General features: G+C 39.9%; 17 protein-coding genes. 11 read left to right on the top strand and 6 right to left on the bottom strand.

The window, feature by feature from the left end; all coding sequences use genetic code 11:
• The first annotated feature begins 21 nt into the window (after window positions 1-21).
• Entirely contained in the window at window positions 22-480 is a 459-nt protein-coding gene (gene ytkD / locus AC1DUW_RS03455; RefSeq protein WP_053347912.1) for an RNA deprotection pyrophosphohydrolase, read from the top strand.
• A 170-nt stretch (window positions 481-650) separates the two neighbouring features.
• Here the strand turns inward: ytkD and AC1DUW_RS03450 are convergent, their stop codons facing one another.
• The 3 genes from AC1DUW_RS03450 to AC1DUW_RS03440 are packed head-to-tail and all read right to left on the bottom strand — an operon-like array spanning window position 651 to window position 3,196.
• Window positions 651-1,505: an ABC transporter permease gene (locus tag AC1DUW_RS03450; RefSeq protein ID WP_083450867.1), complete on the bottom strand. Its 855-nt coding sequence runs from the start codon at window positions 1,503-1,505 to the stop codon at window positions 651-653.
• Window positions 1,432-2,202 (bottom strand): ABC transporter ATP-binding protein, encoded by a 771-nt coding sequence (locus AC1DUW_RS03445; protein WP_053347910.1) that lies wholly within the window; start codon window positions 2,200-2,202, stop codon window positions 1,432-1,434. Before AC1DUW_RS03445 ends, AC1DUW_RS03450 begins: the two co-directional genes overlap by 74 nt.
• 22 nt (window positions 2,203-2,224) lie before the next feature.
• Window positions 2,225-3,196 (bottom strand): ABC transporter substrate-binding protein, encoded by a 972-nt coding sequence (locus AC1DUW_RS03440; protein WP_477642015.1) that lies wholly within the window; start codon window positions 3,194-3,196, stop codon window positions 2,225-2,227.
• Between the two features lie 161 nt (window positions 3,197-3,357).
• On the opposite strand from AC1DUW_RS03440, the gene AC1DUW_RS03435 reads away from it, so the two are divergent.
• The 4 genes from AC1DUW_RS03435 to AC1DUW_RS03420 all read left to right on the top strand — a co-directional run bounded on the left by AC1DUW_RS03435 (window position 3,358) and on the right by AC1DUW_RS03420 (window position 6,526).
• A complete protein-coding gene (locus AC1DUW_RS03435; RefSeq protein ID WP_053347908.1) occupies window positions 3,358-4,146 on the top strand; it encodes an alpha/beta hydrolase family protein in 789 nt (262 codons plus the stop codon).
• Between the two features lie 41 nt (window positions 4,147-4,187).
• Complete coding sequence (locus AC1DUW_RS03430) at window positions 4,188-4,430, top strand: DUF2584 domain-containing protein (RefSeq protein WP_053347907.1); 243 nt, start codon at window positions 4,188-4,190, stop codon at window positions 4,428-4,430.
• A gap of 765 nt (window positions 4,431-5,195) precedes the next feature.
• Entirely contained in the window at window positions 5,196-5,663 is a 468-nt protein-coding gene (locus tag AC1DUW_RS03425; protein ID WP_477642008.1) for a 2-thiouracil desulfurase family protein, read from the top strand.
• Window positions 5,664-5,755: 92 nt separating this feature from the next.
• Complete coding sequence (locus AC1DUW_RS03420; protein WP_053347905.1) at window positions 5,756-6,526, top strand: TSUP family transporter; 771 nt, start codon at window positions 5,756-5,758, stop codon at window positions 6,524-6,526.
• Window positions 6,527-6,657: 131 nt separating this feature from the next.
• Here the strand turns inward: AC1DUW_RS03420 and AC1DUW_RS03415 are convergent, their stop codons facing one another.
• Both AC1DUW_RS03415 and AC1DUW_RS03410 read right to left on the bottom strand, forming a co-directional pair.
• A complete protein-coding gene (locus tag AC1DUW_RS03415; RefSeq protein WP_477642014.1) occupies window positions 6,658-6,792 on the bottom strand; it encodes a VOC family protein in 135 nt (44 codons plus the stop codon).
• A 15-nt stretch (window positions 6,793-6,807) separates the two neighbouring features.
• Window positions 6,808-7,065: a VOC family protein gene (locus tag AC1DUW_RS03410; RefSeq protein WP_477642007.1), complete on the bottom strand. Its 258-nt coding sequence runs from the start codon at window positions 7,063-7,065 to the stop codon at window positions 6,808-6,810.
• Between the two features lie 251 nt (window positions 7,066-7,316).
• Here AC1DUW_RS03410 and AC1DUW_RS03405 point away from each other — a divergent pair, with 251 nt between their 5' ends.
• The 3 genes from AC1DUW_RS03405 to AC1DUW_RS03395 all read left to right on the top strand — a co-directional run bounded on the left by AC1DUW_RS03405 (window position 7,317) and on the right by AC1DUW_RS03395 (window position 11,346).
• Window positions 7,317-7,895 carry a TetR/AcrR family transcriptional regulator gene (locus AC1DUW_RS03405; RefSeq protein WP_053347904.1) on the top strand — a complete coding sequence of 193 codons (579 nt, stop codon included), beginning with the start codon at window positions 7,317-7,319 and terminating at the stop codon, window positions 7,893-7,895.
• Window positions 7,896-7,919: 24 nt separating this feature from the next.
• The gene (locus AC1DUW_RS03400; RefSeq protein WP_477642006.1) at window positions 7,920-9,287 is read left to right on the top strand and encodes an MATE family efflux transporter; all 1,368 of its coding nucleotides are present in this window, start codon (window positions 7,920-7,922) and stop codon (window positions 9,285-9,287) included.
• 361 nt (window positions 9,288-9,648) lie between these two features.
• On the top strand, window positions 9,649-11,346 hold the full coding sequence (locus AC1DUW_RS03395) for a methyl-accepting chemotaxis protein (protein ID WP_053347902.1): 1,698 nt from the start codon (window positions 9,649-9,651) through the stop codon (window positions 11,344-11,346).
• Window positions 11,347-11,445: 99 nt separating this feature from the next.
• Here the strand turns inward: AC1DUW_RS03395 and wecB are convergent, their stop codons facing one another.
• Window positions 11,446-12,603 carry a non-hydrolyzing UDP-N-acetylglucosamine 2-epimerase gene (gene wecB, locus AC1DUW_RS03390; RefSeq protein WP_477642005.1) on the bottom strand — a complete coding sequence of 386 codons (1,158 nt, stop codon included), beginning with the start codon at window positions 12,601-12,603 and terminating at the stop codon, window positions 11,446-11,448.
• Window positions 12,604-12,800: 197 nt separating this feature from the next.
• Between wecB and AC1DUW_RS03385 the strand changes: the two genes are divergently transcribed.
• The 3 genes from AC1DUW_RS03385 to AC1DUW_RS03375 are packed head-to-tail and all read left to right on the top strand — an operon-like array spanning window position 12,801 to window position 16,701.
• The gene (locus tag AC1DUW_RS03385) at window positions 12,801-14,009 is read left to right on the top strand and encodes a glycosyltransferase family 4 protein (RefSeq protein ID WP_053347900.1); all 1,209 of its coding nucleotides are present in this window, start codon (window positions 12,801-12,803) and stop codon (window positions 14,007-14,009) included.
• Window positions 14,010-14,037: 28 nt separating this feature from the next.
• A complete protein-coding gene (locus AC1DUW_RS03380) occupies window positions 14,038-15,354 on the top strand; it encodes a glycosyltransferase (RefSeq protein ID WP_477642004.1) in 1,317 nt (438 codons plus the stop codon).
• A 45-nt stretch (window positions 15,355-15,399) separates the two neighbouring features.
• Window positions 15,400-16,701 carry a nucleotide sugar dehydrogenase gene (locus AC1DUW_RS03375; RefSeq protein ID WP_053347898.1) on the top strand — a complete coding sequence of 434 codons (1,302 nt, stop codon included), beginning with the start codon at window positions 15,400-15,402 and terminating at the stop codon, window positions 16,699-16,701.
• Window positions 16,702-17,185: the final 484 nt, after the last annotated feature.

The raw sequence follows: 17,185 nt of genomic DNA, 5'->3' as shown, positions 1-17,185 counted from the left end.
TTAAATAGAGAGAGGGGAAATATGAAACAGTTTTGTGATATGAACGGATATAAGGTGGAATTCTCCGTGGATCCTGTTTTTGGGGAGGCGTGGCATGTTTTCGTTCTCTGTAGAATTCAAGAAAAGTGGGTATTGACGAAACACCGTAAGCGGGGATTGGAATTTCCAGGCGGAAAGAGGGAGACTGGGGAATCAATTGAAGCAGCGGCTAAGCGGGAAGTGTATGAAGAAACCGGAGGAGTGGTGGAACACCTACAATTTTTGGGACAATATAAAGTACATAATCCAGTGAAGCCATTTGTAAAATCGATTTACTTTGCAAAGTTGAGTGAGATAGAGTGGAAAGAAGATTATCTGGAAACGGATGGACCGATTCTATTGGATGTGTTGCCGGATGTGCTAGGTGAGGAGTTTAGTTTTATCATGAAAGATGAAATCGTGCCGTTGAGTTTAGCAAGGTTGGATGGTTTGTACGAGTAAATTGCATAGATTCACGAGTAAAACCCGAAAACTCACGAGTAAATCCATCTAATTCACGAGTAAATCCCGAAAACTCACGAGTAAATCGAACTAATTCACGAGTAAAGCCTGAAGATTCATGAGTAAAACCCCGTAAATATGAAAACTGCCGACGAGTATCGGCAGTTAGATTAATCCTTGATCAATTTTCGCTCGAGTAGTTCGACAAGTTGGTACATGATTGTCGCAAAGAAGGCAATAATCATCAAGGAGAGCATAACGAGGGTAAAATTGAAGACTTGAAATCCATAAATAATTAAGTAGCCGAGTCCTTTTGCTGAGACGAGAAATTCACCGACGATGACGCCGACCCAGGAGAGGCCTACATTTACCTTCAATGTCGAGATAATAGTCGGGAAGGAGGCCGGTAATATGGCTTCCCGGAAGGACTGAGCTCTTGTGGCACCGAATGTTTGCAGTACCTTTAGGTAGTTGGGATCGACTTCGCGAAATGCTGTGTAGACGACGATAGTGGTGATGATAATGGAAATGATCGCTCCCATAGAGATGATTGACGGAAAACCTGGTCCGAATGCTACGATGATAATAGGTCCGAGGGCGACTTTTGGCATTGCATTTAAAATGACGAGATACGGGTCGAGCGTTTTCGACAACCTCGGCGACCACCAGAGCAAGGAAGCAAGTATCGTTCCAAGCAGTGTCCCGATGATGAAGCCGAGCACGGTTTCGAATAGGGTCACGCCTGAATGGGAAAGAAGTGTTCCGTCACCTAATTTCTTTATAAATAGATGCCACACTTTAGAGGGCGAACTGAAGATGAGCGGGTCAATCCACCTCATCCGAGAAAAAAGTTCCCAACTGCTGAAAAAGACAATGAAAATCAGGATCTGATAAAAGCGAATTAGCCTGTTTTCCTTTTTCAAAGAGGTTTTATACTGGCTATGAAGTTGTTCAATATTCAAGGCTCTCAAGCTCCTTCCAGATCGTTTGGAATAATGCCGAATAGTGTGGGTGATTACGGGCATGAAAAGGTGTCAGTTCGCGTAGTTCATCAGGTACTTCAAAAGTTTTGTAAATTCTGCCTGGCTTCGCGGAAAATAGATAAATCCGGTCGCTCATTGCAATGGCTTCACCAATATCATGGGTGACAAGCACTGCCGTCTTTCCAAAAGATTTCAGAATTTCAAAAACAAGGTCTTCAAGCTTCAACTTCGTTTGGTAATCTAGGGCAGAAAACGGTTCATCAAGCAAGAGGATTTTTGGGTCCACTGCGAGTGTTCGTGCCAGAGCAGCTCGTTGCCTCATCCCCCCGGAAAGTTCACGCGGATATAATTTTCCGGTGCCTCCCAATCCAACATCACTCAACAGTTTCAACGTCTTTATTTTCTCCAGGCCTTCATTCTTCTTAATCAGCTTTAATCCTAATAAAACATTTTCTTCAATCGTTTTCCATGGGAATAGATAATCCTGTTGCAGCATATAGCCGATTGAAAAGTCACTGTCGGCCTTCAGCGGGTTGTTTTCGAGCAGGATCTTTCCCGAAGTGGGCGGGAATAGTCCAGCGATGATGGAAAGCAGGGTCGTCTTTCCGCAACCGCTCGGACCAAGAAAAGAGACAAATTCACCTTTTTCAATGTCGAGGGAAATGTCCGCGAGTGCGGTCGCTGCCGTCTGATTTGAAAAATAAGTATGGTGAATGTCTTGGATTTTTAAAAAGCTCATCGGACATCCTCCTTACCTCTAGCTACTTTGACACTTTTTCAGCAAAATCGGTGTTTACCAGTTCATCATGGCTAATTCTTGAAGGGAGCTCATCGGCTTCATCCATGATGTCTTGCAGATTGTTCCACTCTTCTTCATCAAGAATGGGATCGGTGGCAAAGGAGCCTTGTTCTTTGTAGCGGGTGATGACTGTTTCCATCGTGTCTAGATCGGTATCTTCAAAATAGGGCTGAATGACTTTAGCAATTTCTGATGCATCACTTTCCTGAACCCAGTCCTGTGCTTTTTTCAAAGCCCGCGTGAATTTCTCAACCGTCTCTTTGTCTTCCTTTAAATAGCTTTGTTTAGCCATATAAACCGTATAAGGAAGATGACCAGACTCGGTGCCGAAAGAAGCGACGATATAGCCTTTTCCTTCTTTTTCAAACACACTGGCAGTTGGTTCGAATAGCTGAACAAAATCACCTGTACCGGAAGCGAATGCAGTTGAGATATTCGCGAAATCAATATTCTGGATGAGATTCAAATCCTTTTTCGGGTCAATGTTATGTTTTTTCAACACAAACTCGCCTGCCATCTGCGGCATCCCGCCTTTACGCTGGCCAAGGAAAGTGGAGTCTTTCAGCATATCCCAATTGAAATTGTCAATTTTTTCACGTGAAACAAGAAACGTTCCATCGGTTTGCGTTAATTGAGCGAAGTTGATGACCGGGTCGTCTGATCCCTGCGCCACATAAATCGATGTTTCAGAGCCCACGAGAGCAATGTCCGCTCCATCCGTAAGGAGAGCGGTCATCGTCTTGTCACCGCCTGCTGTCGTTTTTAAATCAATAGTTAAGCCCTCATCTTTAAAAAATCCCTTTTCAATCGCGACATATTGTGGTGTATAGAAAAGGGAGCGGGTCACTTCGGCAACCCTGACCTTCGTTGTTTCTTTTTCCTTGCTGCCGCATGCTTCGAGCGGAATCAGAAGCAAACACATGAGTAAAAACATGACACCTGCTTTACACCATTTTTTCAAAATTGTTTCCTCCTCATAAATAGGTATTTTGCCTACCTTATCGTATGAACGGGTGAAAAAATATGTGAATGCCTATCAGGGGATAAAAACTGTTGGATGTTTTACAATAAAGGAAAGAGAAAGGGGCGTGGAAATTGGAGAACGGATCGATTATTTCAAAACAGCGGTTTCCATCACCGCATCCAGAAATCCATCTTTATTTAATTACATACATATCACAGGGCTTGAAGGTTAAGGGATTGCTAGCTGAACCGGTGGATGGTGAGATGCACGATGCCTTCTTATATTTACGAGGTGGGATTAAAAATGTAGGCAAGGTGAGGCCTGCAAGAATTATCCAGTATGCTGCAGAAGGATTCATCGTATTTGCCCCTTTTTACCGGGGGAATCAAGGTGGCGAGGGAGATGAGGATTTTGCCGGCGAAGATCGGTTCGATGCGATATCCGGGTTCAATCTGCTTGAGCAACATCCCCGAGTGAATAAGGAACATATTCATATTCTCGGATTTTCCCGTGGCGGCATCATGGCGCTTTGGACTGGAATCTATTGTAAGAATGCGGCGTCAATTGTAACGTGGGGCGGTGTGTCAGATATGTTTTTAACCTATGTAGAACGGGTCGATATGCGCCGCATGATGAAGCGAGTCATCGGCGGCACGCCTAAAAAATACCCAGACCAATATGAATACCGGACTCCGTTGTTTGCGATTGAAGAATTGAATGTTCCTGTTCTGATTATTCATGGTGAACTGGATGACAATGTCTCGGTTGAACATGCGTACCGGCTGGAAAAACGGTTGAAAACCCATGATAAAGAGGTAGAAAGCTGGTATTTTCCTCAATTCACACATTACTTCCCGCCAGCCGTCAACAGAAAAGTAGTCGAAGATTTAACAACTTGGATGAAAAATAAAACGGAATAATGTTAGAATGAAGTATACATTGGCCAGAGGAGGAGATATACATGGGCATGCCTATGGAACTCAACACCATGATCGTTACAAAAGGAAACGAAATTCGAGAACAAGAAAATATTTTCAGCCTAACAAAAGCAGGCTATCGGTTATATCCAATCGACATTCCAATTGACGTCCGTAAAACTATTCAATCTGACTCAAGCGGAACAGCAGTTATTCAAAAAGTTGAATGGACCAACGAAAAAACCACCATTACGTACCAATTGTTATCATTAAACTCAACCAACTGAATAAATGAAGTGCTTGCCGAGAAATAGTTTCTCTGCAAGCGCTTTTTTTTGGTTTGGTTGGTGGAATTTGACCTTTTTTGCGGAAATTTCGTCCTACACGCGAATAATTCGACCTACGCACTGATAAATCGACCTACACGCTAATAATTCGTCCTTAGCGCTAATAAATCGACCTACACACGAATAATTCGACCTACGTACGCATAAATCGACCTACGCGCCAATAATTCGTCCTACACGCGAATAAATCGACCTAAACGCCAATAATTCGTCCTGCGCACTGATAAATCGACCTACACGCTAATAAATCGACCTACACGCGAATAATTCGTCCTACGCACTGATAAATCGACCTACACGTCAATAAATCGCCCTACGCACTGATAAATCGCCCTACGCACTGATAAATCGCCCTACGCACTGATAAATCGCCCTACGCACTGATAAATCGCCCTACGCCAATAATTCGTCCTTTGCGCTAATAAATCGACCTACGCGCCAATAAATCGACCTACGCACTGATAATTCGTCCTACACGCCAATAAATCGACCTATGCACTGATAATTCGTCCTACGCGCCAATAATTCGTCCTACGCGGAGATAATTCGTCCTACACGCGAATAATTCGTCCTACGCGAAGATAAATCGACCCTCGTAGCTAATAATTCGACCATAACAATTTTCAGCAGATTTTAATCGTTCAAATCATATTATTTAAGAAGAATGATAAAATATTGTTAAGCTAATATGATGAGGTGATTTTAATGATTTTAGTAAGTTCTTGTCTAGCAGGTTTAGAGGTAAGATACAACGGTACACATAGCTTAGATGATAGAATTATGAGATTGTTAGAAGAAAAAAAGGCAATCACTGTATGTCCTGAGTTGCTTGGGGGCTTTTCAACTCCCAGAGAACCTGCTGAGATAATTGGCGGTGATGGTGAAGATGTCCTTAATGGGAATGCAAAAATAATCGAAAAGTCTGGTAGGGATGTAACGGATTTGTACATAAAGGGGGCAAATTTAACATTAAAAAAGGCTCAAGAAGTAGGTGCCACACTTGTAGTTTTAAAAGAAGACAGTCCATCCTGTGGCAGTTCGACGATTTATAATGGTGAATTTAAGGGGAAGAAAAAGGTTGGGAATGGAGTTACGGCTGCGTTGCTAAAACGACACGGTTTTACGGTAACTTCAGAGGGAAAACTGTTTGAATTTCTAAATGAAAAAGAGTAATCGGTAATATTCATTTTCATTAAAATTCCAGAAATACAGATACAGAAAGTGGGAGTATAATAGAGTTATTGTTTTTGAAGGGAGGAGAATATATGGAGGAAATTAATCTCTATACTTTGTTGTTTTTAATACTTGCTGGTTTTATTGCTGCGTTCATTGACTCTGTTGTAGGCGGAGGAGGGTTAATTTCCATTCCTGCTTTATTATTTACAGGGATATCACCTTCAGCAGCCCTTGCTACTAATAAATTGGCAAGCTCGATGGGTTCTTTAACGAGTACAATCTCATTTATTCGAGCTGGAAAAGTGAATTTCAAATTTGTCATGAAGCTTTTTCCGATTACTGTGATTGGTGCGATTCTAGGGGCATATGTGGTTCATTTTGTTTCCGCTGAAATCCTAAAGCCGCTCATATTAATCTTATTAGTTATCGTCGCAATTTATACGATTGTAAAAAGGGATTGGGGTAAAGACGCAAAATATAAAGGGCTAAAACGGAAGAAAATGATTATGTTGATCATCGCAATATTTGCTATTGGTTTTTACGATGGTTTTCTTGGTCCTGGTACAGGCTCTTTTTTATTGTTTTCATTTTTGATTATTGGATTTGATTTTGTTAAGGCTGCTGGAAATGCAAAAGTACTTAATTTTGGTAGCAATATTGCCGCACTTATTATTTTCTTATCAATGGGGTCAGTCAATTTTGTCTATGGAATTCCGATGGGCCTCGCAATGGTTGTCGGAGCATTAGTAGGATCGAACTTTGCGATAAAAAAAGGTGCTGCCTATGTACGTATATTATTTATTTGTGTCACCATTTTACTGATCGGCAAAAATGTCTTGAATTATCTTCACGTGATTTAATAAGAGGCGTTCAAAAGAGTAATATATATTATTTTGATATGTTCATTTTTACTTTTTCCCCAAAAATAAAGACTTTAAATAATAATACATGGCCGGAAATACTATTGGTATTTTTCGGCCATTTTTTTGATTCATTTTGTGTAATTCAAGTCCCAATGAACGCCAAAGCAATCCTTGACCTTAGCAAATCGTGCACCCCAAAAGGTATCTTGAAGTTCCATTAAGGTTGTTCCTTTTTCACGCAATGTCTCGTATAAATGCTGGATCTCTGATTCGCTTTCTCACTCCAGCACGAGAGAAATATTGGTCCCGACTTCAAGGGGATTTCCAGGAAACGTATCAGATACCATGACCAATAACTCACCTTTTTTAATCTTAGTATGCAAGATCCTATCATTTGCTTCTTCAGGTGTTGGGAAATCAGCGTCCCCGAATGATTGTATATCAATAACCTCTGCTTGAAATACTTCCTCATAAAATGCTAATGCATCTCTAGCTTGTCCATCAAATGTTAAGTATGGGGTAATCTGATGTTTCATTTTGAACCCTCCTTTTTATTTTTGACTATCATTTCTACAGGCAGACATTATAATCCTTTTAATACTAGGGAATAATGTAGCACCATTAACCTTCCTTTATAGAAGGGTTTCAATCGGACCAATCTTTATTTCAATAGGAGGTAAACCTTAAATTTACAAAAAGAAAAAACTTGCCTGACGAACGTTCGTTAGGTTATGATAGGATTATCAGAAATACAAAAAATAATATTCAGCAATGAAAGGTGAACATTATGAAAAGCGATGAAATAAAAAAAGCAGCACTCAAATATTTTACGATTCATGGTTATGAGGGTACTTCACTTTCTCAAATTGCCGAAGATGTTGGGATAAAAAAACAATCAATATATTCTCATTTTAAAGGGAAAGACGATCTGTTTTTATCTGTACTTAAAGACGCCAAGGAAATGGAACTGTCGTCTTATGTTGAGTATTTCAATATCATGAAAAAAAGTGATCCGGAAAAGATGCTATACGGATTTTTGGAAGAAATGATAAAGATGTTCCAGGAGGTTGAGAGTTTAAAGTTCTGGCTTCGTATGGGATTCTTTCCACCAACACATCTATACAATGAAATTCAGAAAGAGACTGATGATCTTCAGGTTCAACAGGAAGCCTTAATGGAAAAGATATTCGGAACATGGATATCCGCTGGGGTTTTAAACTCAGGAGATGCGCGAACCCTGACACTGGCGTATTCAGGCGTCATCGTGGCCATTATGGTCGAACTTGTTTATGCCGATAATCCAGACCGAGTTGCGGAAAAACTTGCGGCGTCATGGACTATTTTTTGGAGAGGAATTTCAAAGTAAGGTCAATAGCAGGAGATGGTATAAATGTCATTAAGAGAAAAACAACAACAAAATCTATTGGAGATAGAATCGACAGGAAAGGTCTTTCTGCGCTATCTGATTCCTTCTATGATCGGAATGGTATTGATGGCATTGAACTTTGTTGTCGATGGCGTGATGGTCGGCAATAAGCTTGGATCGGTTGCCCTTGCAGGAGTTAATATTGCAGGGCCCATTTATACAATCTTTGTAGCGATGTCGATTTGGATCGGGGTAGGCGGCGCAACGCTTTATTCACAAAGCATGGGGGCAAAGGATTATAATCGGGCACGCTTTATTTTCACCCATTCCATCATTCTAATCACAATATTCACCGTAATCATTGGTCTGATTGCCTACGCTTTTCACCATCAGCTTGTTTATGCACTAGGGGCCAATGAAGCAACCGCTCCCTTTGCAACGGACTACATGAACGTATTTTTAATGCTGGGTTTTGTTTTCACCCTAGAAAACACCTTAAGCATATTCGTCAGGAACAACGGTAATCCGAATCTGGCCATGGCATCTCTTATCGTCACAGCCATTTCCAATTTCGTTTTAAACTTCATTATCCTGTATGTACTAGATTTAGGGGTGCGCGAGATTGCATACGGAACAATCATTGCAGCTGCCTTGGGCATACTGGTTCTCAGCACGCACTTTTTCACGAAGAAGAACACGCTTCGCCTCGTCAATTTTCGTTTTGAAAAGTCACTTTTCATTATGACAATGATGATTGGCTTTCCTAGTTTCTTAGCTGAGATAGGTGTATCAGTCTTTACTATTGCTCATAATAATGCGTTCTCGCGCCTTGCTGGTACCGACGGATTAGCTGCATTTTCTATTGTCAATTATGCACATAGTGTTATGCTGTTGATGTTTCTTGGCATCGGGTCGGCAATACAGCCACTAGTAAGTTATTATCATGGTGCAAAAGATGATAAGCGGAAGCGCGAAACGGTTCGCATTGCCATTTTCACAGCAATTGGTGCAGGAATATCTATTACCCTGGTGGGACAAGTGGCGGCACCTTATATTGTAGATTTATTCGGAGACTTTTCTCAAGATGTAAAAGAGCTTGCTACAATTGGAATTAGAATCTTCTTTAGCGGATATATCCTAATGGGAGTCAACTTCGTTATGATGACCTATTTCCAATCAATTGGGCAAGTAAAGATGGCCGCTTGGATTACGATTGGACGCGAATTTATTTTCATGCTTTTATTCCTGCTAACATTGCCGCTTATATTTGGAATAAATGCAGCATGGCTGGCCATTCCATTATCTGAGGTAGTCATATTCTTAACCGTCTTACTTTATTTAAAAAGCGTAGGTTCAAACTTTGGAAAAAATGTCCGGTTAATTAAGGGATAAGAGATGAAAATTAGAAATTCCTAAAGATCACCAATTTGGTGGTCTTTTTTGCTTAGTTTTAAATCGTACAGTGAAGTAATCAAAAGATGCAATTGGGTACTAGGTCGCTAATTGGCAAGCCGAAAAGGATGTTTCATGCTGTGCATGTTTTTTACGAAGCCTCAAATGGACGATGCTGATCAACACTTCCCGCTTTATTATCATATCTTCTTTTTTACTTTACCCCAAACTGCTTAGTTTTTTGATATAAGTTAATTTTATTGTGTTTTCGTGAACTGACTAGAAAAAAGGCACTATGCAACCGATATTATTTATAGAGTTTGAAAATTAAAAATTATTGATTAATTGGAGGGTATTTAACGTGAAATTATCTGTATCAAAAAAATTATGGGCAGGTTTTTTGTCTATACTTATATTTCTTATGACTATAGGTTTCTTTTATCTCTGGATCATCACCGATTTGAATAAACAATATACTTTTTTATTGGATGATCGAGTGAAAAAGATCAATCTGGTAGATGAAATGATTAACAAACAGCAAGCTGTTTCAAATGATGTTCGTGGTTATATTATCTATAAGGATTCTACATATTTGGAAAATAGAGTAGTTAAAAACGAAATGTTTGAGGAGGCTTACGAAAATCTTGGAAAAACATTTACATCACAAGACGATATCGAATTGTTGGAAGAGATACATAACGCAAAACTTGAATATATGGAATTGGCTGAAGAGATAATTATCAGCATGCAGCAAGGCGATAGTGCGAAGGATCTAGATATAACTGAGAAAACGGATAAAGCAAGTGTCTTGGAAAAAACAATCTTGGAAAAAGCTGAAAAACTAAGTGACAATCAAAATGCTTATTTACAAGAGACTCGGGAAGATTTGAACGATAAAGTAAAGGATATGGAAAGAATTATTGTATTGCTAATAATCTTTGGATTCATCCTTAGTATTATTTTACCAATCGTCCTGAGTCGCAGTATTTCTCGCCCGGTTCGCAAACTTACAGAAGCAATTGGTCAAGTTGCAGGCGGTAATTTACAGATAGAAGAAATTCGGATTCGAAACAAAGACGAAATTGGTGAAATGGCCGGTGCTTTTAATAAAATGGTTGCGGAACTTAAAGCGATTGTCTTAAATATGAGGGATTCTTCGTCACAACTTGCTGTTCAAGCAGAACAAATGTCGGCAAGCTCTGAAGAAAGCCTAGCTTCTTCGGAGATGGTCGCAACAACTGCTGAAGAAAATATGAGAGGGACAGCTCGGCAGGTCACTATTGTAGAGAACTCAGTAAACTCTATGAATGAAATGGCTGCAGCTATCGAGCAGATCACCGAAAGTAATGTCGAAATGCTTGCCTCCGCAGAATCTGTGAATTCACTTGTTCAACAAGGATCTAACATTATAGATGATGTAACTACCCAAATGAATAATATAAACACTACGATTCACGAGTCAGCGAGCATAATGGAAGTAATGTCGAAGCATTCAAGTGAAATTCAAAGAGTTACGACATTAATTACGGACATTTCTGAGCAAACAAACTTACTGGCATTAAATGCTGCAATTGAAGCGGCCCGTGCCGGAGAAAATGGAAAGGGTTTTGCAGTAGTGGCTGATGAAGTCAGAAAACTTGCTGAACAATCAAAAATATCAGCCTCAGAAATTGAAAAAATGGTCAAATTGATCGAAGAGGCTACCGAAAAAGGCGTCGAATCAATTAATATTGGAAGTAAGAAAGCAGAAGATGGACTTTCTGCTTCAGCAAACTCACTCCAGGTGTTCAATCATATTAAATCCGCAGTTGGAGGAGTGAGTGAGCAAATTGAATCCGTATCCTCTGCTATAGAAGAAATTCAAGCGATGACCAAGGATGTAGCCGCTGGTGCGAATGCAATAAAAGAAATAGCGGTTACTTCAGCAGAAAGGGCAAATGATACAAGTGCTGCAACTGAAGAACAGCATGCAGCGACTGAACAGATTTCTGAAGGCGCTCAATCACTAGCAACCCTGGCCGAGAGTCTTAAAATGGAAGTGAATCATTTTAAAATCTAATATATAAGAAGAATTAGAAAAAGCCTAGCAACCTCTTAAAGAGTGTTAGGCTTCTTCTTTTGATTTATCGTTCTTTCTAACGTTAATAAATGATAAAAATTAGGATGAGAGGGTTGGCCGATTTATCATCTTATTGTTATCAGCACTCAATTTCTCTAAAAGTATTTCGACTATTCGCTTCGAGGCAAATCCATCTCCATATGGGTTAGAAGCTGTCGCCATTTTTTTATAGGTTTCTTCATTTGTAAGTAAGTCTGTGGCTAATTGATAAATTCGTTCTTCCTCAATTCCTGYCAATAAAAGGGTACCAGCCTCAATTCCTTCTGGCCGTTCTGTCGTATCGCGTAACACAAGGACAGGAACGCCAAGTGAAGGAGCTTCTTCTTGCACCCCTCCGGAATCTGTCAGTATTAGATGGGCGTGCGCCGCAAAATTATGAAAATCAAGCACCTCAAGCGGCTCTATTAAGTGAAGTCTTTCCGTTTCACCAAAAATCCGATAAGCAATTTCGCGGACTACTGGGTTTTTATGAAGTGGGAAGACGACTTGGATATCCATGTGATCTTCAAGCAGCCGTTTGACGGAACGGAATATTTCTTCCATTGGTTTTCCGATATTTTCTCGTCTGTGCGCTGTCATCAATAGCATACGATCTCCATTTAAACCGGATAGAATTGGATGCTCATAGTCTTTTTGAACCGTTGTTTTCAAAGCATCGATGGCTGTATTGCCGGTAATATGGATCGAATCACTCTTTTTATTTTCCAAAATGAGATTTTCTGCTGCTTGATTTGTCGGGGCAAAATGCAAATCAGCTAAGACGCCTGTCAGCTGTCTATTCATTTCTTCAGGATACGGAGAATACTTATTACCAGTCCGAAGACCAGCCTCAACATGACCAATTTGAATTTTATTATAAAAAGCGGCTAGGCTGGCGATGAAAGTCGTCGTTGTATCTCCATGAACGAGCACGATATCTGGTTGTAGTTCTTTCATAAGGGCGCTCAGTTCCCCAATCCCGCGAGTTGTGATCTCTTCTAATGTTTGTCTTTCTTTCATCATATTTAAATCGTAGTCTGGTCTTATTTGGAAACATTGCAGGACTTGATCAAGCATATCCCGATGCTGGGCGGTGACCACTACAATGCTTTCAATCGATTCTTGATGCTTTTTCAACTCCAATACGACAGGTGCCATTTTAATGGCCTCTGGTCTTGTCCCAAACACAGTCATGACCCTTAAACGATTTTTAGGCATTATGATTTCCTCGCTTTCTTTATTTCCTCCCTATTATAACGAGTTGTTCTTAAGAAATATTTATTTGACGCAACAATTAACAGAATATTTACAAAGTTAATAAGGACTTTATATTTCTTTAACCCCCACTTAATATCGTCCATTTACAATAAAAAGCAGGACGATGAACATTTTAAGAATAGAGGTGATAGGCTCATATGAAAAGTGTCCTGATGATTGTACAAAACTTTTATCCTGAAATTGGGAGTGCAGGAAACAGGATGAAAAATGTATATCTCAATTTGAAGCGAAGCGGCTATGAGGTAACAGTCATCACTTTGAAGCCGAGTTATCCTCACCAAAGTTTATATCAAGATGCCCATTTTTGGGATGAAGTCGATATTGAGGAGAAAGATATCATCAGGATTCAACCAGATAAAGTGAAGAGGTATACAAGCAATATGGGGAGACGCTTGCTTCATTATTTGGAAGCAATGTGGCTTTTCATTTATACAATCATTCGACTGGAAAAAAAATATGACTATGTGTTTGTCACGACACCACCTATTTTCCCGATATTTGCGGCATTGATTGCCAAGAAAAAGATGAAGGCAAAGCTAATAACCGATGTAAGAGACTTATGGCCCGAATCACTGCAGGGAGTAGGCGTATTCACGAATAAGTGGATCTTGAAAATGGCTTTTTTCCTTGAAAGAAAAATATATCAACACTCTAATCAAATTATCATCAATAGTCCTGGATTTAGGGATTATATCATTTCAAAAGGAGTAAAGAATGATGATATCCAATTCATTCCAAACTCGCTTACTGCAGACGAGCTGAACTTGAAAAAAAGGCTTCCACCCATTTCGGAAAATAGGATTAAAGTCGTTTATACGGGTAATATCGGACTTGCCCAAGATATTAAAAAGTTAATAGAAGTGGCTGAAAAACTGAAAGAACATAAACAAATTGAGTTTACGATTATTGGATATGGATATCGAATGTCCGAAGTGCAAGACGAGATTTCCTCTAAAGGCTTGACCAATATAAGGGTCATCAAAGCGATGAATAGGAGGGTGACTCTTAATGAAGTATCCTCTTCCCATATTGCGTATGTAAGCTTAGTTGAGAAGGATGTCTTTAACAAGGTGCTGCCTGGAAAAATCATTGACTATATGTGCGTAGGGAAACCGATTGTCGGTGATGTCGCCGGGCGTGCCAGACAAATGATTTCAGAAGCGCAATGCGGGATGGTGGCAGATAGTAGAAAGGTTGATGAAATCAGTCAACATATTCTAACAATGGCCTCTGAGAAAGCTCTTCGCGAAGAGCTTGGAGAAAATGGCCATCGATATGCGGAACAAAATTTTCTATGGTCAAAAAATATTCAAGGGCTCATTAACGTGATGGAAGCATCTAGCTGACGGCATATCTGGAAAAGTGGAGGTAAAAATGGCGAAGACGGTATGTATGTTTGTGTGGAATCATTTTACCAACGATGCACGGGTTCTAAGGGAATGCACTGCTCTTACCGAAGCAGGTTATGAAGTCGACTTAATTGCAATTCATAACTGGAAAAATGAAGAATTACCAAAAAAAGAGAAACATAAAAATGGATTTAATGTCATTCGAGTGAATAATCGCTGGGAAAGACTTAATAGAGTACTTAATATCGTAAAAAAAACAAAAAATAAGATGTTTGAATTGACCGTTCTCACTTTATTGGTTTGGAATACCTTGTTGAACATGAACCTGATAACGGGCTGGATCAGTACTGTCGTATTAGTCGGTGTTATGGCGCTTCTTGCAATAATCGCCACAATTGTGACGAAAACAAAGCTACCGATTCTTTTGACAAGAAGCTATATTTTTTTTCAAATGGTTCATTACGGCCGGAAAAAGAGGTATGACTTTTACCATTCGAATGATTTGAATACGCTAATGCAGGGAGCGATCAGCAGTAAATTTCTAAGACGTAAAAAGCTCATATATGATTCTCATGAAGTTCAAACAAGCAGAACCGGTTATAATAGCCGGATTTACGGGATACAAGAGAAGTTTCTATTAAAATTTGTCGACGAAATGATCGCCGAAAATCATACTCGTGCTAAATATAATGAAGACTTATACGGTCTGTATCCGAATGTGGTCCATAACTACCCAATCCCTACATTGCCTGAGGAAAGTACAGTCGTGGATTTACACGAGTTGCTCATGCTGCCAGAGGACGAGCCGATATTGTTATATCAAGGTGGCATTCAAACAGGCAGAGGGCTAGAGAAAGTGGTTGAGGCTGTGCCAATGATGGAAGCAGGAACGCTAGTTTTTATAGGAGATGGAAAGATCAAGCCTGAATTAATAAAAAAGGTAGAGTCAATGGGTCTCGAACATCGGGTGAAATTTATCCCGAAGGTACCGGTTGACGATTTGCTTCATTATACCAAAAACGCATATTTAGGTTTTCAGGTATTGAATAATGTCTGCTTTAATCATTATTCTGCTTCTTCCAATAAGTTATTTGAATATATGATGAGCGGAGTACCCGTCATCGCCTGTAGCTTTCCAGAAATTCAAAAGGTAGTCGAGACTGAGAAAATTGGTGTGTGTGTCGACTCCCATGATCCCCGTTCTATTGCGGACGGAGTCAATTATTTATTAAAGCATCCAGAAAAAAGAGCGGAAATGAGCAGCAACTGTCTGAATGCCCGCCTTAAATACAATTGGRAACAAGAGAAAGAAATCTTCATCCAAATCTATCAATCAGCTTAACAATAACTAGAATACTAGAAGAAAATATGATGAGGAGTGGTTATTATGAAATTATGTACAATGGGACTAGGTTATATAGGACTTCCAACATCTTTAATGTTCGCAAAACACGGTGTAGATGTTGTTGGCGTGGATATCCATCCTGATGTTATTACTAAATTGAATAATGGAAAGCTCCATATTGAAGAACCTGGACTAGAAGAAGTGTTAAATGAAGCGCTTGATGCTAAAAGATTTCGTGCTACCTTGAATCCGGAGTCTGCGGATGTTTTCATCATTGCGGTCCCAACTCCAAACAATGAAGATCAACACCAATCCTGTGATCTAACCTATGTTATGCAAGCAACTTCAAGGATTCTTCCTTTTGTTCAGAAGGGAAATGTCATCATTATCGAATCGACGATTGCACCAAGGAGCATGGATGATCATATCAAGCCATTGATTGAGATGACAGGGCTAACGATCGGGCAAGACATCTTTCTCGTACATTGTCCGGAACGTGTCTTGCCAGGGAGAATACTAGAAGAATTGGTGCATAATAACCGAATCGTTGGCGGCATCACAGAAGCCTGCTCCCACAAAGGAAGTCTTGTCTATGAAACTTTCGTTAAAGGGGAAATCATTCGTACGGATGCGAAAACGGCTGAAATGTCCAAGCTGATGGAAAATACCTTCCGTGATGTGAATATTGCTCTTGCGAATGAGTTGGCTAAAGTTTGCTTCGAATTGGATATCAATGTATTGGATGTCATATCAATGGCAAATAAGCATCCACGTGTAAATATTCATCAACCAGGACCAGGGGTAGGTGGACATTGTCTCGCGGTCGATCCTTATTTCATTGTCGCTAAAGCTCCTGAGACAGCTAGAATCATCAAATTAGCCCGCGACACGAACGTTTCGATGCCGTATTATATCGTCAATTGTGTCAGGATGTTACTTGAGGGGATCCGTAAACCAAAGGTAGCGGTTTTTGGACTTGCCTACAAAGGAAATGTAGATGATATCCGTGAAAGCCCAGCCATTGATGTTGTAAATATCCTAATGAGCATGGATCAGGTGGAAGTATCCTTGCATGACCCACATGTCCAATCTGGGAAAATGCCAGTCGTTTCTGTCGAAGACGCTGTAAAAGATGCCGACCTGATTCTTGTCTTAACCGATCATAATGAATTTAAAGAAATGGATTATGATAAACTATCGAACAAGATGGCTCATAAAATGATTTTGGATACTCGGAATTGCATTGATGCTAATAAACATAACATCCAAATTGCCAACTTAGGCAATGTATTCGAATATAAAACAGAACATTTGAAAGAAGTAAGGAAAAAAATGATTATCTAATAAACAACTGATTCTGCAAGGCCGGATATGATAGGGATATAAAGGGTGTTGACTCAGTCAGCACCCTTTATAGTTGTGCAACATGTTAAAAAAATCATTTGAAATAATAATAGGGATCGGATAATTATTATATGTTCTGTAAATATGAATTCCTATGGGACATGGGAAGAGCAGAATTGGTTGGCCTGGCCCCACCTACTCGCTATTTATAGGTGGCGGACCAAGAGGGAGTGGAATCATACGTATGAAAAAAGTATGATGAACTTTCTAGTTTATTATATTGGCAAACAGGATGTAGAGGATTTGGCTCAGGAGACCTTTGTCTGGGCTTTTGTGAAACAAAGGGGAAGACACCATCTGGAACATAGGAGACAGCCTCTTGGCTGTTTTTAATTCAAAAATACTGGCGCTTCAGGTTAATGTGGCTTTTACAGGAGTGAGATCGTGATGGTCGATTTATCGTTTAGATTAGTCAGTTTATAAA

This window comes from Peribacillus sp. P4_C12, assembly GCF_056402095.1.
The sequence above is the reverse complement of the archived record's forward strand: the minus strand, read 5'-3'. Positions and strand labels throughout refer to the sequence as shown.